Origin of the sequence: Marinomonas lutimaris (genome assembly GCF_019426345.1) — a bacterium.
Taxonomy (GTDB): domain Bacteria; phylum Pseudomonadota; class Gammaproteobacteria; order Pseudomonadales; family Marinomonadaceae; genus Marinomonas; species Marinomonas lutimaris.
This window is the reverse complement of sequence record NZ_JAHLLW010000001.1, coordinates 364,010-379,395: the sequence shown is the minus strand read 5'-3', so window position 1 is coordinate 379,395 and position 15,386 is coordinate 364,010. Positions and strand designations below refer to the sequence as shown.

The following is a 15,386-nucleotide window of genomic DNA, read 5'->3' as shown; positions in this document are numbered from 1 at the left end:
ATTTTTACTAGCGCATTATTTTTCACAAAAAAATCCCAGCTCTGAGCTGGGATCTACCATTTAAACTTAATCAGATTTCAAAAAAATATTATCGACTATCAAACTTAGCCGCATACATTGCACTATCCGCTCTGTGCAATAAGCTTTCTAATGTGTCATTGCCTTCCACCAATGCACTACCCACACTAAATTGAATGGTGACACTTTGCTCGTCCATTTTGATAACCAGCGATTCACGATCGTCTTGGAGTTTCTCAGATATGCTAGCCAAATCTTGGGCTCTATCCTGCTTAACTAGAATCAAGAATTCATCACCACCCCAACGAGCGACTTCCCCCCTATCTCCTACCGTTTCTAGTAAGTAGTTTGCAATTTCCTGCAATACTCGGTCACCGGCTGCATGTCCATATAAGTCATTTACTGATTTAAAACGATTCACATCGACATTAATTAGACCGAATGAATGATGATTTTTCTGCCAGCGCTGCATATATTCCGTCATATGCACTTCAAAGCCGCGGCGGTTATAAAGCTCAGTCAAAGGATCAAGCTTAGCAAGACGACTCAATGCCTCTGTACGTTCAGCAACCTTGTTCTCAAGCTCAAGCTGGTACTCCAAAAGGGATGTCGACATTTTTTGATAATGGGAAACCAGTTTTTTGATTTCTAAACCGGCAAAACGGCCTAATTTTGGCGCTCTATATTGTTTTTTATCCAATGATCCAATAGAAAGATCCAACTCAGCTAATGGCTTTGTAACAATCAATGTGAGCAATAGATAGAACACAATTAAAGCGCACACTAGACTAATGAAAAACACGACTAACAAGCTAGAAAACTCAGTCAGAGGAAGAAAGCCGTTGATATCAATAAAGTTCACCTGAAACCAATCAATTTCAGGGATGTAAACAATACTGGCAAGCTGACGAACGCCGTCTTTGTTCACAGAAGAGGTTTTGACATGACTAGGTGACTCTTTCGCCAATGCCAAGGTTTGCTTTAACTGCGTACGCGATTGCTCATCGTCTAGCAGCTGAAAAACCTGACTTTTATTTGGGGATTGTTTCGTTAAAGAAGAATAATCGATTAATTCTTCTCTCTGATAAAGCTGGATAGAGCCTTCATTATTAGTAAATACAATAGCTGAATAAATATCTTGTTTTTCAACCATTTGACGCAAGAACCCAGAAAGGTCTAAACCCGTTCCCACTACGCCTAATATGTCATCACCATCACGAATTAAGACATCGCTCCAAAGCTTAATAACCCCTAATTCTACATCTGGATTTACATTCAAATGTAGATCGAGTTTTTTCGCCATGATCTGGTAAAACCATGCATTATCAGGGTTAGATTCGTGGAGCGTATAGCGGTATAGGTCAGAGTTAGGTGATTCCTTACCATCACTATAATAATAGTGTTCATTCCCTTTTAAGGCGATGAAGTAGGATTTATCCGAAAAGCGATGACGAAATGCTTCTGTATCTTCAAGAGCCTGCTGTTTTAAAGCCTCATTAAATGGATGTTTAGCCCATGCTTTTAATGATTCAAGCTCGGCAAACTCTTTAGATCGGTTTACCTCTTGAATCAATGGCAACAGCGTTCGCACCTTATCATATTGAATCTGCTTCTCGGCATAACGCTCAACCCAGCTAACAATAATATCTTCGGCCAACACTCTCATCGAAAGCCAGGAAAAAAATCCTGTAAGTAATAAAATCAGAGCAGTCGATATTAAAAAGCGCGACTTAATAGCCATTTTCACAACATTCCATATGATTAAAACAAAAGCTCACAAAACACTCACTACACCAGCAAAAAATAAGCCAGAACATTAAAGTCAGCCAGTAAATGAGACACTATTATTCGACAAAAATTAAGAACACTTTTGTAACAGAAGATGACAAAAGAAATAGCCTCATTACAGACTGATACACAAGCTATTTGCTTTGCCTGGGAGAAAATCCCATAACCTTGCGGTAGGCTCGTGAAAACGAAGACGCGTTCGAAAACCCGTATTTATCTGCAATCATGGCAATGGAAATCGACGATGTAGCAATAAATTGATGTGCTTGCTGCAGCTTACGCGTCAAAATATATTTTTGAGGGCTCATCCCAAACTGCTTTTGACACACTACATAAAAATGGCTTTCACTCATATTGAAATAATGCGCAAGCCATTCATTACTAAAAGTCTGATCAAGCTGACTATCAATCAAACCATTGAAAACTGCTAAGTCTAATCGTTGATGAGCAACACTTCGCCATACACTGTCTTGTTCGCTGACAATATCAGTCACTTGTAGCAGCACCATTGGCAACATCTGTGTGCTAACACGACGCCTTACTTGTTCAGATGCATACCGTAATTGCTTAGCAGCGAACTCAAGACAACCAATTAATTCAACAGGTAACTGGGAAAAGAATGGCGCTGAAGACAATAAAATATCCAGAGAAGAACCTGAACTTTCTGCAATGTAAGTCATTAAAGGATCTTGCTGATGAATATCTACCACCAGCAGTTCGCAGTCCTTCGTCTGTCCCGAAAATAAGTGCGGAATATCATTTGGTGCCAAGGCAAAATTCCCACGACCTAACGCTCCAGAAGACTGAGGCAATTCACATGTCATTTTTCCTTTCCATCCGATCAGAATTTGAGAAAAATCATGCAAATGCTCACCTTGCTGTGTCGAAATCAAATTGTGACGAATTTCACTCTTCATAACACAAAAGCCTACCTTAAATATCGTAACGACTATTCTTTATAGCAGCTCCCTATGTCACTGCATAGCTTTGGTATCAATCACCATAGTCTGGGGCAACTAAAGGACAAACCAACTTGCTAGGATGACACATCACTCAATTGATAGGAGTCGTAACATGCAAATTTCAGCCGAAACCTTACGCGAACGCTTAACATGGCCAAAAATGATCGACGCCCTGCGAGCTATTTTTGTCGATAACGTTCAGTCTCCTGTTCGTCACCACCATTTTATAGATGTACCAGATGAAGCCCAAGCTACCTTGCTACTGATGCCTGCATGGATTGAAGGCAAATATTTGGGGGTAAAACAAGTCAGCGTATTTCCAGGCAATAATGCCAAAGGACTCCCAGGATTAACCAGCCTTTACACCTTAAGTTGCGGCAACACAGGGCAAACCTTGGCGCAAATGGATGGCAATGTGATCACAGCCATACGTACGGCAGCGGCATCCGCCTTGGCTTCTAGCTTTCTGTCTCGTCCAAATTCTCGTTCTATGTTGATGGTTGGCGCTGGTCGTATGGGACATCACCTTGTTCCGGCACACTGCAGCGTTCGTCCTATTGAAACGGTTTGGATTTGGGACCGAACTATATCGACAGCAGCAGAGTTTGTCGCTGAACTACAAACTCAAGGTATTGATGCTCGCGTCTGTGAAACCGAGCAACTTCCAGAAATCGCTGGCAACGTCGATATCATCAGCTGTGCCACACTCGCCAACAAGCCAATCATTGCAGGTGAATGGCTCAAACTTGGCGTGCATTTGGATTTAGTCGGTAGCTTCACTCCAACCATGCGCGAAGTCGATAATCTTGCTATGCAAAAAGCAGAAATATTTGTCGATACTCGAGCTGGCGCCCTATCCGAAACAGGTGATTTGATCATACCAATTAGAGAAGGAGCTATCTCGGCTAACGACGTTCACGCGGAGTTAGCCGAGCTTTGTGGCAACACTCATCAAGGCAGACCATCTCTTAATCAACCAGATAAAGCCATCACCTTATTCAAATCTGTCGGCGATTCTCGTGAAGATTTAGCTGCGGCAATTTTGGCCTATCAGAGTTCATAACAGTCTTTGTTGAACATCAATTAACTTACTAACCTCAAGTACGAGCTTTTTCGAGAGAAAACTAATGAAAAACAACACCCTAACGCCTTCGCTGAATAATGAAAAATCAGAAGCCATCAGCAGATTTGCTGTCGTGGGTGCGGGTGTCGTCGGATTGTGCGCAGCACTAGAGGCTCAAAGACGTGGCCATCAAGTCACCCTGATTGACAATAAGGCACCAGGGACATCAACCTCTTCTGGCAATGCTGGTTACTTAGCTACGGAGATCATCGACCCACTGGGAACGCCAGAAGTGCTTAGGTCTGCGCTCAAGCTTTGGCTAAATCCAAAAGGACCGATCTGCACGCCAATACGCTATGTAGCAAAAGCTGCACCTTGGTATTGGCGTTTCATTAAAGCGGCCCGACCAGATCAGGCGCAACGCGGAACAGAGACGATACACCAGCTAAACAGAGAATCTGTTGACGCTTGGAAACGCACTTTAATCGACATTGGCGCGGAAGCTCTTCTCATCAAAGGTGGGCATTTAGTGGTTTGGGAAAATCCCAATAACCGTGATGATGCCTCAAAACTAATTGAAAAAATGCGCCGCTACGACATTCCCTGCGAATTAGTCGATGGGCACAACTTAGCCTTGCTGGAGCCTGAACTATCCCAAACGCTCAGTCATGCCGTTTTCTTCCCAGAAATTCATCGATTATCGGACCCTTATGAGGTTTGCAAAGCATTATTCGATGCATTTATAAAACGTGGCGGACGATTTATAAATGCTAAAGTAAACTCAATTCAAGCTAATAAAGACAACATTAGGCTAGAAACAACACGGCAAACAGAGACTTTTGAGCACGTTTCCATTTGCGCTGGTGCTTGGAGTAAAACTTTATTGGAACAGGTCGGAATCCATATACCACTGGAAGCAGAGCGCGGTTATCACGTGACCTTCCCTAATGACAAAACACGCATTAATCACACTATTTTATCGGCGGATCGTAAGTTAGTTTTGTCGCCTTTAGGGGCGGGGCTACGCGCGGTAGGTATGAGCGAAATAGGAGGGTTGGATTTACCACCAATCAAAAAGCGTTATCAGGTTTTACGCGAACACACTAAAGGCTTGTTACCTAAACTATTCGACAATCCTAATCTACAATCAAGCGAATGGATGGGACATCGACCTTCGTTACCAGACTCCTTACCAGTAATTGACCAGCACCCTCTTTATTCTCGTTTATCTTTTGCGTTTGGTCATCAGCATTTGGGGATTACACAGGCAGCAATTAGCGCAGAGCTGTTACTAGAAAAAATAGAAATGCGTCCAACGCGAATCCCAATAGAGGCTCTGCGAGTCGACCGATTTTAATGCCCCTGAACAGCGTTTAATAATAAGTCTAAGGTCTCTTCATAAAGCGGTCTCAATGCATTTATTTCAGAACTAAAATCTGCTTTAGAACTGTCGTTACAGTGGTTTTCTAATTCGCGGAAAGCCGCTGCTAAGTTTTGTGCACCGACAGCATCTGAATCACCCGCTAAACGGTGAGCGATATCTGCTAGTTCGTACAAATCTTTTTGCGCATTCATTTCTGTCAGCTCATCCAAACCTCGCTCAATCGACGACGAAAACAGCGACACCAATTTTTGTAAACGCTGCTGACCCAACGCTGTTAGATGAGAGTAAATAAGGCTGATGTTTAACAAGCCATTACTCGCCTGTTGATCTAATGCTATTTGACTATTGAGATTAAGCTGCTCTCCCATGATTTGATACAGAAGTTCGCGCTTAAAAGGCTTAGGAATGACGGCTCGGATACCAATGTCATGGCATTGTTTCACATTGCTTGGTAGCACATTGGCAGTGAGCGCTACAATAGGCGTTTGAGCATTTACTTGACCACCATTGCGTATTTGATCAGCCACATCTAACCCACTTAATGAAGGCAAATGAATATCCATCAGGATCAAATCAAACTGCCTATAATTTGCTTTATGAAGCGCTTCTTGACCATCCACTGCGAGCGTCACCTGATGCCCATCTTGTTCTAATAGCTCCGTGGTAACCGCTTGGTTAATTGGCGTATCTTCAACCAATAAAATCGACATAGCCGCTAGTTTTCGAGGCGACTCTATGGCTTTAAGCGGCGCTATCGTGGTTTCATCTATCGCCATCAAAGGTACATAAAACCAAAATACACTACCACGACCTTCCTCACTTTCTACGCCCATTTCACCTTCAAGCAATCGCACTAGTTGAGCTGTAATGGCCAATCCCAATCCTGTCCCACCAAACCGACGAGTGACACTTTCATCCGCTTGGCTAAAGCGTTCAAATATATGCGAAAGATAACTTTCAGGAATGCCCATCCCCGTGTCTTCCACTTCAATAAGCACACCGTTAGATTGCTCAGGGTTCTCATTAGCCGGCATCACGGAAATAGTTACCGAGCCATCACGAGTGAACTTAATGGCGTTAGACACAAGATTCGATAAGATTTGCCGTAACGCACCCGCTGCCCCTTGATAACGATCTGGCAACTGATCACTGATTTGCACATTCAATAGAGTGTTTTGTTGTTGGGCTTGGGCTAAAAACAACAAACTCGTGGAATTTACTAGCTCACTAATTGAAAACGGCAGAATCTCCGGACTATACATGCCTTCTTCTAGACGAGCGTAATCTAATAAGCCATTCAGTATTTCTAATAAGGCCTCGCCTGACTGATAAATTGCGGACAATTTTTCCTGACTTTGATTGGATTGAGGCTGGCTCTGTAGTAACTCCACCATACCCAGAATACCATTCAACGGCGTTTTGATTTCATGACTCATGGTCGCCAAAAACTGGCTCTTGGCTAAGTTCGCTTTTTCAGCGGTTTCTTTAGCATCTTGTAATCGTCGGGTCCGACGGCTCACTTGCTCTTGCAGCTGATCTCGGTGATAACGCAATTCCGCTTCGATCACATCTTTTTGCTTGATATCCGCTAAAATTGCTTCTCGCATGTCATTCATCGCATTCACCACAGAATCTATTTCATCACTTTCTGGGCGCGGTGTTTTATGAGGAAGAACCAGTTTTTTCTTAAGGTTTCCAGCGCCAATAGAACGAGTATAACTGGCCATATATTCCAGATGTCTCGTTACCATAAAATGCACAATAAGCAGTAACAGCACGCCATTGATTAACACCAAGAGACTTTGAAAAAGCGCAATTTCGATGGCAGATCGTAGCAGTTTTGACTGAATAGCCGCCATATCGTGATATACCGTTAACTCACCAAGCATGCGCTGTGTCTGCTTGCCATCTCGGTCGATGTAATAGATAGGTAAAGTGGTGCCATTCTTATTACTGGCAATTGAGTCTCTGTCTCCAACTATGATGTCATCTTGCCAATCCGCAGAATGCAAGGTAACCGCATTCACATTGGAAAAGTTCATAATACCTTTTAGCTGCAGCTCTAATTGCTCACTATCCAGATCCCACAAACCTTTACGAACCCCCTCAATGTGCGATGAAGTAATGTAATCAGTTTGCTGTTGCATCGAAGCACGCTCCCGACGATATTCATTGAACACTTGAACGCTCGTCGAAATAAGGGCCAGCAGCAAACTCAATGACAAAAGTTTGATAAAAATACGGTATGCCAGCGGATGCATTTGCTTATAGCGTAATAGGTTGGGGATGATAGAAAATTTTATTAGTGGACGCATAACTAGTAGTCGAACTCCCCGTTCAAACCAAGATCAGCATTATAAATTTGGCGATAGCGTTCCACCAATTCGGGCACCATATCTGGGTCTTTCAATAAGGTATTTAAGCGCTTATTTAATGAAGGTAGCCAATTAACCAAAGGGGATTTTTGAGAAATGGCAAGGTACCAAAAATCGCTAACATCCGTTTTTGTATGGCCTATTTTTCCTTCTAGACCTAGTCGATGAACATCTAATTGACCTGACAATTTCCCCATTGGTACAACGTCTAAACGATTATCAGCCAGCTTTAATAGATTTTGATCTTGAGTTGAGACAAGCTCTAAATTTGGATATTCATGAAAGGCCGCATCCACTTCATTACCAAAGCTGTCGCCCATTAATAGACCAACTCGCAAGCCAGCTAAACTTTTCCAATCCTTGAAGACTAGCGGATGCTTAATAGGGTAATAAAGGTAGATCGTCTCTCGAATGACTGGAGCGTCTAAATAAGTCAGAAATTGCTGACGTTTCGTGGTTTTGAACCCCGACAACATATCAACATTCCCTAATTCGACTTCTTTAAGGCAACGCCGCCAATTGCTATTTTGACGAACATCTACTGTCACACCAAGTGGTTCCAGTAACATTCTAATCACTGCGACATTGACACCATCGACTTTTTCATCCGCATTAACCCACGAAACAGGTGGATAAGCACTGGTCCCGCAAACTCTTACTGTGAATCCAGATAAGTCATCCAGAGACGGGGCGTTTTCTGCAAAAGCGCGGTCTTGTGCCAACACATTCCAAGAAAACAAGATACTCAGCCAAAGAGAACATAACCGAAATGCCCAACCGTAAACTGTAAACCTATGAAAGAGAGGGCTGTGATGAACGGCTTCTTTTCTAACATTCACCACAAACAATCGCCTTATCACCGCCCACATTACAAATCGTCTTGAGGATTATTACTAAGGAGGTAGCCAACACCATGAACGGTAATTATCATTTGTGGACAATCTGGGTCTTCGCCTAACTTACGACGAATTCTGCCGATTAAGACATCAATCGTACGATCCGTAGCGTTCCAAGTGCGGTTTTTGATTCGATCCATAAGTTGATCGCGTGTCAGGGCGATGCCCTCATTTGCTTTAAGCGCTAACAAAAGCTGAAACTCACCTTCAGTTAGTTGGCTCACACTGCGGTCAGACTTAACCAAAACACGGCGCGAAGTATCTAATTGCCATGTCCCAATCGTTCGAAGAACAGGCTCTTCTACTGGATTTTTAGCAAGCTCTCTCTGATTCCGCACTCGGCGAATTAGATTTTTTCCACGAGCCAATACTTCTCGTGCATTGAAAGGTTTGCAAACGTATTCATCCGCTCCACACTCTAGCCCTATGATGCGGTCTATATCATCCTGTTTACCTGTTACTAAAATAATTCCGACTTCTGAACGGCTCCGCAACTCGCGGGTCAGAGTTAATCCATCTTTACCAGGCAAACGAATGTCGAGCAGAATCAGATCGAATTCTTGCTCACTTAATAATTGTTCAGCGGCTTCAGCAGTGTCTGCACCTGAAACGGTATAGCCTTCTTCTGCAAAGTAGCTTTCGAGTGTTTCTCTGATTACGCTAGAGTCATCAACAACGAGAATTTTAATGTCTGACATTAACATAGCTAAGTACTACAAAAGGTAAAAGTGGAATCAAGTGTCTAATGATCATTTTATTATCGTTATTTTTAATATTGAAGAAGCCATTCCATATCAGCTCAATGAACTATAACAATTAAGCTAAGAAAAGATAAGAGAGTAATATTAGGAAAAAAACATCAACAGAATGTAAACCTATTATATAAATGTAAATGCCTGTTGTTGTTTTGTTCACCCCTATTGTTAAATAAAATCATATCATAAGGAAAGCGACCGCAAAGCAAAGAAACGCTGACATACTTTTCCTTGCGAAGGCGACAAAACGCAGCTCAACATTCAGATACGCTCGACATTGGTGCATTTTCTTTTACCCCTCGGTCAATAAGCCCCCATTGAGATTTTCTTAATCATATTTAGCTTTAATCAATCGACTGAATACGCACAACAATGGAGCGAAAAATATCAAAATCTTACTCAATGCTCTTACCGAATCGGATTCGCCTATTCTATTTTTTGTCATCAATTGATTAAAAAACTGTACTCTCTCTTAATATTTCCCCATCAAATAGCGCATTAACAGACGCGTTGATGCAACTTTCTATTTCACATTGTTTATACAAAGTATTACGACTTGTTTGTGAATTAATACTTTCTTCCTGTTACAACATTAATTAAGAAAAATGAAATAGGGCATTTCACTATGCCAATTTCGCTTATCTCCCATAAAAAAGAAAACAAAGGAACAACCTATGGCTGTCAGCACACAACTATCAGATGAGCAGAAGCCAAGCCTTACGCTTGCTCTTGTCCCCGTCATACTCACTCTTGCTTTACTTGGCGTACAAATCTTCTATTTTGGTGATTTCACTCCACACATACCTCTTGCGATTGGCTTAGCCCTTACGGCATTAGTTGGTATTAAGCAGGGCTTAAAATGGAAACAAATTGAAGAAGGCATTTTTCATGTAATCCATGTATCCATGCCTTCCGTATCGGTATTGATTCTGGTCGGGATGCTGGTCGGGGTATGGATTGCCAGTGGTACCGTTCCTACTTTGATTTATTACGGCCTGACGTTACTGTCGCCACAAATATTCTTAGCCGCGGCGATGATTCTTTGTTCTGTTGTCTCTCTGTCTTTGGGAACATCTTGGGGAACAGTCGGTACCGTCGGTCTAGCTCTAATGGGTATTGGTGCTGGTTTCGAAATTCCAATGTACTGGACTGCGGGCGCCGTTGTATCAGGTGCGTTCTTCGGTGATAAAGTATCGCCTCTTTCAGATACTACTAACTTAGCACCTGCGGTAACTGGCACAGATGTGTTCTCTCACATCAAAAACATGATGCCAACTACTATTCCAGCGATGTTGATTGCCTTGGTTATCTATTTAATCGCAGGTTTTACTTTGATCGACAATGACAACGGTTCTTTTGAACGTATCACGGCGATCACATCCTCTCTACAAAGAAACTTTGAAATCTCTGCTTGGTTGCTAGCTCCAGCTTTAGTCGTTATCGTATTGGCTGTTAAACGCATGCCACCCATTCCATCTCTATTTGCAGGGGTTATTGCTGGTGCCATCGTTGCAGTGTTTACACAAGGCGCAGGCATCCATGACATTTTAACTTATGCGAACAGCGGTTACTCCATCACCACAAGCTCTGATGCGATTAACAGCCTCCTAAATCGTGGCGGCATCCAATCTATGATGTGGACTATCTCCTTGATTTTGATCGCACTTGGTTTTGGTGGCGCACTTGAAAGAACAGGCTGTCTAGAAGCCATTATCAGTGCCATCATGACTAAAGTAACAACCTTCAAAGGCGTTCAGACATCTGCAACATTGACGTCAGTAGCAACCAACCTTGTCGCAGGCGACCCTTACCTATCGATCGCTCTACCTGGTCGTATGTATGCGCCAGTATATCGTGGAATGAAGTATTCAACGCTTAACCTTTCTCGTGCAATCGAAGAAGGCGGCACCTTGGTTTCTCCTCTTGTGCCTTGGAATGCTGGCGGCGCTTTCGTTATCGGCGCATTAGGCCTAAGCATTGGCGATGGCAATTTCGAAAACCTACTTTATATCCCACTGGCCTTCGCATGTTGGGTATCTCCTGTATTAGGTCTAATCTACGCACAGCTAGGATTCTTCTCTCCAAAAGCAACAGCTGAAGAGCAAGCAAGATGGAAGAAAAACGACGAGTTAGTCATGGATTACAGCACAGCTAAGTAACCACCTAATATTCAAGTCAATAAAAAAGCAGAGTGCTGATGCAACTCTGCTTTTTTGTCTTCTAAAGATGATCTTTCGATAATCCCAAAACAGCTCTAGAATGCTATACTAGCGCCCTCTATCATTGCATCCTTCATCATTAGCGAGACATCCATGACCTTTGCGTCTTTAGGGCTTCATCAAGACATTATTCAGCAAGTAACAGAGCTGGGATATATAACACCAACGCCCATTCAACTTGCCGCTATCCCAGCTGTCTTAGCGAAAAAAGACCTTATGGCCGGAGCACAAACAGGAACAGGAAAAACAGCCGCTTTTGCGTTGCCACTTTTACACCAGATTCTACACACTAAAAACTTAAATAATGTCGAAGGCATTCAAGTATTGGTGCTAACACCTACTCGCGAATTGGCCCAACAAGTTCATGCTAGTTTTGTTAAATACAGTGCAACATTGCCAATTCAATCGGTTGTCGCTTATGGCGGTGCAAGCATCAATGTTCAGCTCGATGCGTTGAAACAAGGTTGCGATGTATTGGTTGCCACACCCGGTCGCTTGCTTGAATTAATCATGAAAAACCTGATTGATTTAAACAACCTAAAAACGCTGGTATTAGATGAAGCAGACCGCATGCTAGATATGGGCTTTATTATTGATATTCAAAGAATATTGAAGAAGTTGCCTGAGTCACGACAGACCTTATTCTTCTCAGCGACCTTTAATGATGACATTTTCGCCCTAAGCAAAACCTTATTAAAAGACCCGCAATTAATCGAAGTAGACAGCCGCAACACCACAGCGACTCAGGTCGCACAAACGATTTACGCGGTTGACCAAGACCGAAAAAGTGCGCTGTTATCATTTTTAATTGGGTCTAAAAATTGGCAACAAGTGCTTATCTTTACTCGCACCAAACAAGGAGCTGATGATTTAGCAAAAGAAATGCAAAAAGATGGTATCGCCACTCAATCTATTCATGGTGATAAATCACAAGGCGCGCGTGATCGCGTGTTGGCAGACTTTAAAGCAGGTAAAGTACGCGCACTGGTCGCGACCGATGTTGCCGCAAGAGGGATCGACATAGACCAATTGCAATATGTTGTGAATCACGAATTACCTTACAACGCAGAAGATTACATCCATCGCATTGGCCGAACTGGTCGCGCAGGAACAGCCGGCCTTGCTGTCACCTTAGTGTCAGAAAAAGAACGTTATTTATTAACCGATATAGAAAAACTAGTGGGTGAGCAATTCATTCCTCAGTGGCTACCCGGTTTTGAACCCGACCTTAACAAGGTTATTAATACCCCAAAAAAACGTGAGCCATCTAAAAAAGAATTACGCGCAAAAGCGCTTGGTCTGAACCCGTCTTCAAAAGACAAAAAACCGAAGAGAAGACGCCGTTAAAAATATATTTATGTTCTCTGGTATAATTTTTGTATGCCTATTCTAAGCGTGAATGGCATCTCCTAAAACCCATCTATCTTTAGAAACCCCATGATGAAACCTCAACCTAACATAAGCACCGAGAAACCTTTAAGCGCAGCTCAGATTTCTCCGGCCTTATTCCGTCAGTTGCTGATTGTTGCCATCCTAGGGTTTAGCTCGATCTGGGGAATCGATGCTTACAGCGGGATTATTGCAGTATTTGACGCCTTTTCGTATCCATTATGCATTGGCGCATTTATTCTGATTTACATACTCAGTTTTTCACGCCTCAACCAGCAGAGCTTGCACTATCTTGCCTACCTCGTTGTGGCTGGCTACTTAATAAGCTGCAGCATTTGGCATCATTTACCGGATAATGGTCTATTTTCTAACTCAGCACAGTGGCTAGGGCTAAATTACGTCATCGTCTATCTTTTTCTTGATGTCAAAAAGGCCGCTCCCGCAACCGCGATTGTTTTTGTGGCAACTATCGTAGGTCATTACATTGCACTCATACAAAACCACACAGTCAACGCAGCATTTGCTGTCACATTAAATATGGCCATCGCCCATGTTATCTATATTTTCTTATTGTGGACGGTTATTAAATTAAGAGTGACATCGGACCAAATCGCTGCACGAGCAAACACCCTTGAAAATTACGCCTACGTCGATTTACTCACTCGAGTGCTAAACCGACGTGGTATTGAAAAAGTATTTAACGAACTTAACCTAGATTCAACGGAACAACAGAAGAATTACGCAATACTCATCATCGACATAGATCATTTCAAACAGGTCAATGACCTAAATGGCCATCTTGTCGGAGACAAAGTTCTTAACAGAATCGCAGGCAAACTAAGTAGGACCATTCATCCAAATGACATACTCGGCCGCTGGGGTGGAGAAGAATTTATCATTCTCACTTTAAATAGGACACCGCAGCAAGTCATGGCGCTAGCCGAAAAACTAAGAACAGCCGTTAGCAACCTTGTTGTCGACGATATATCAAACATTACTATCAGCATTGGTATTGGGTACTCCTATGAAGCAACCTCAAAAGAGGCCGTCTTCAAAATTGCTGATGATCATCTTTATACAGCCAAGAATTCAGGGCGCAACACGATTCGTGCAGACAATTTTTAACTACTAGTTTTCCAATACAGCAGATCACACTCAATCTTGTCAAAAACCATAGACTCGCTCCGGCACAGTCCACAATGTTTTTTATTGCTCTATGCAATGCTCTCACCCAATAAAATGAGTAATAGCAGCCTTTAGCACTTATATAACCTGTTATTACCCTCTCTTCTCATTCTTTCGAAAAGCAAAAGACCTCTCCTTCAATCCTAACAACGCTAGAAATTATCTCTAGATAAAACAACAACTTAATTAATGGTCAAAAAGTAACAATCTGACTTTTCTCAACCTTAAAAGCAAAAAAGATATAAACCAGTTTGAAAATACGCTTTTTAATACATGAAAATAAAATTAGAACATTAATTAGATCAATAAATATACTGTAAAATTATTGTAAGGTTACGGAAATACACGTAAGATTTACGGAACATCTACACAGTAATTTTTAGACTCTTTGAATAATAAATATTAAAAAAGGAATGATAGGTATGATTAAAAGCAGTGCTGAATTTCTTGAACCGGCATCTGAAAGGGAACTCTCTTTTTATACTGATTATTTGCTACGAACTATTCGAAGTACCTCTTTAAAAAATTTACGCGGAAGCTCACAATTCGAACGTGTGAAAAAGCTAAATGAAGAGTTAGAAAATTTAATAAACAAAAAACGCGCCCCACAAAATTTCGCCTCTCAAATGCGCACCGCGTTTAAAGCAACACAGTTGGCTTCCAATTATTTTCGATGGATTGATAAAAAAAACGAGCGCTTGTGTAACTGGGTATGGTGCTATTTAAAAAGTAAGACTAAAAAGACTGAGGCTGGTCTAGAACAAGAAACGTCCAAAGAAAGCAGTTTCTTCTTACTTGCGGAAAAGACCTTCAGTACTGACAGGGATAACGCAGCCGATAGGCACATAGATATTTTAGATGCTTTTTATAATGGCGAGGCTGATACACAGCAACAGCAAGATCTACTCGAAGAACTCAAAGCAAAATGGCAAGAAATCCGCTTTAATGAAACAATAGTAAATTGGCTAGAAGAAAATAATCCTTCACAATGGACTTGGGCTTGGTCTTATCTGCAAAACATTACCCAAAGACCCTTAGAACAAGCTTGGATACCAGCCAATGCGATAGAAAAAAAAGCGGTGGTTATTGCTACTATTGATTTATCTGATAACGTAGACCGTAAAGCTTTGATCATTGATAAAATGAAAAAAGCTTGGAGCCAGAAAAAATTTCGTGAGAAATCGAGTGGTAAAAAGCCTTACAGCATTAGCATGACGCTAAACACCAAGCAAAAGCTAAATGCACTGGCTGAAGAAAAAAACATGAAAATCAACGAGATGGTTGAGTATTTAGTAAGGAATGAATATAAAAAGCGTGATTCCAACGAATAACCTTGTTAATTGCAAGGTAGA

General features: G+C 41.9%; 11 protein-coding genes. 6 read left to right on the top strand and 5 right to left on the bottom strand.

The window, feature by feature from the left end:
- Positions 1-88 precede the first annotated feature (88 nt).
- Both KPL72_RS01660 and KPL72_RS01655 read right to left on the bottom strand, forming a co-directional pair.
- Positions 89-1,759, bottom strand: a complete 1,671-nt coding sequence (locus KPL72_RS01660) for a GGDEF domain-containing protein (protein WP_219701509.1) — start codon at positions 1,757-1,759, stop codon at positions 89-91.
- A 181-nt stretch (positions 1,760-1,940) separates the two neighbouring features.
- Positions 1,941-2,723 (bottom strand): AraC family transcriptional regulator, encoded by a 783-nt coding sequence (locus tag KPL72_RS01655; RefSeq protein ID WP_212917261.1) that lies wholly within the window; start codon positions 2,721-2,723, stop codon positions 1,941-1,943.
- A gap of 157 nt (positions 2,724-2,880) precedes the next feature.
- Here KPL72_RS01655 and lhpI point away from each other — a divergent pair, with 157 nt between their 5' ends.
- Both lhpI and KPL72_RS01645 read left to right on the top strand, forming a co-directional pair.
- Positions 2,881-3,831, top strand: coding sequence for a bifunctional Delta(1)-pyrroline-2-carboxylate/Delta(1)-piperideine-2-carboxylate reductase (lhpI, locus tag KPL72_RS01650; RefSeq protein WP_219701507.1), 951 nt, complete (start codon positions 2,881-2,883; stop codon positions 3,829-3,831).
- A gap of 64 nt (positions 3,832-3,895) precedes the next feature.
- Positions 3,896-5,188: an NAD(P)/FAD-dependent oxidoreductase gene (locus tag KPL72_RS01645; RefSeq protein WP_219701506.1), complete on the top strand. Its 1,293-nt coding sequence runs from the start codon at positions 3,896-3,898 to the stop codon at positions 5,186-5,188.
- Here KPL72_RS01645 and KPL72_RS01640 read toward each other — a convergent pair.
- The 3 genes from KPL72_RS01640 to KPL72_RS01630 are packed head-to-tail and all read right to left on the bottom strand — an operon-like array spanning position 5,185 to position 9,184.
- Positions 5,185-7,530: an ATP-binding protein gene (locus tag KPL72_RS01640; protein ID WP_219701504.1), complete on the bottom strand. Its 2,346-nt coding sequence runs from the start codon at positions 7,528-7,530 to the stop codon at positions 5,185-5,187. The genes KPL72_RS01645 and KPL72_RS01640 overlap by 4 nt on opposite strands.
- A gap of 2 nt (positions 7,531-7,532) precedes the next feature.
- On the bottom strand, positions 7,533-8,432 hold the full coding sequence (locus tag KPL72_RS01635; RefSeq protein ID WP_219701502.1) for a substrate-binding periplasmic protein: 900 nt from the start codon (positions 8,430-8,432) through the stop codon (positions 7,533-7,535).
- Between the two features lie 26 nt (positions 8,433-8,458).
- The gene (locus KPL72_RS01630; RefSeq protein ID WP_283247968.1) at positions 8,459-9,184 is read right to left on the bottom strand and encodes a response regulator; all 726 of its coding nucleotides are present in this window, start codon (positions 9,182-9,184) and stop codon (positions 8,459-8,461) included.
- A gap of 731 nt (positions 9,185-9,915) precedes the next feature.
- Here KPL72_RS01630 and nhaC point away from each other — a divergent pair.
- From nhaC to KPL72_RS01610, 4 genes are all read left to right on the top strand, one after another.
- Positions 9,916-11,400 carry a Na+/H+ antiporter NhaC gene (nhaC, locus tag KPL72_RS01625; RefSeq protein ID WP_212917255.1) on the top strand — a complete coding sequence of 495 codons (1,485 nt, stop codon included), beginning with the start codon at positions 9,916-9,918 and terminating at the stop codon, positions 11,398-11,400.
- Positions 11,401-11,553: 153 nt separating this feature from the next.
- A complete protein-coding gene (locus tag KPL72_RS01620) occupies positions 11,554-12,807 on the top strand; it encodes a DEAD/DEAH box helicase (RefSeq protein ID WP_219701501.1) in 1,254 nt (417 codons plus the stop codon).
- A 90-nt stretch (positions 12,808-12,897) separates the two neighbouring features.
- Positions 12,898-13,974: a GGDEF domain-containing protein gene (locus tag KPL72_RS01615; RefSeq protein ID WP_249422039.1), complete on the top strand. Its 1,077-nt coding sequence runs from the start codon at positions 12,898-12,900 to the stop codon at positions 13,972-13,974.
- A 482-nt stretch (positions 13,975-14,456) separates the two neighbouring features.
- Positions 14,457-15,365 carry a hypothetical protein gene (locus KPL72_RS01610; protein ID WP_219701499.1) on the top strand — a complete coding sequence of 303 codons (909 nt, stop codon included), beginning with the start codon at positions 14,457-14,459 and terminating at the stop codon, positions 15,363-15,365.
- Positions 15,366-15,386: the final 21 nt, after the last annotated feature.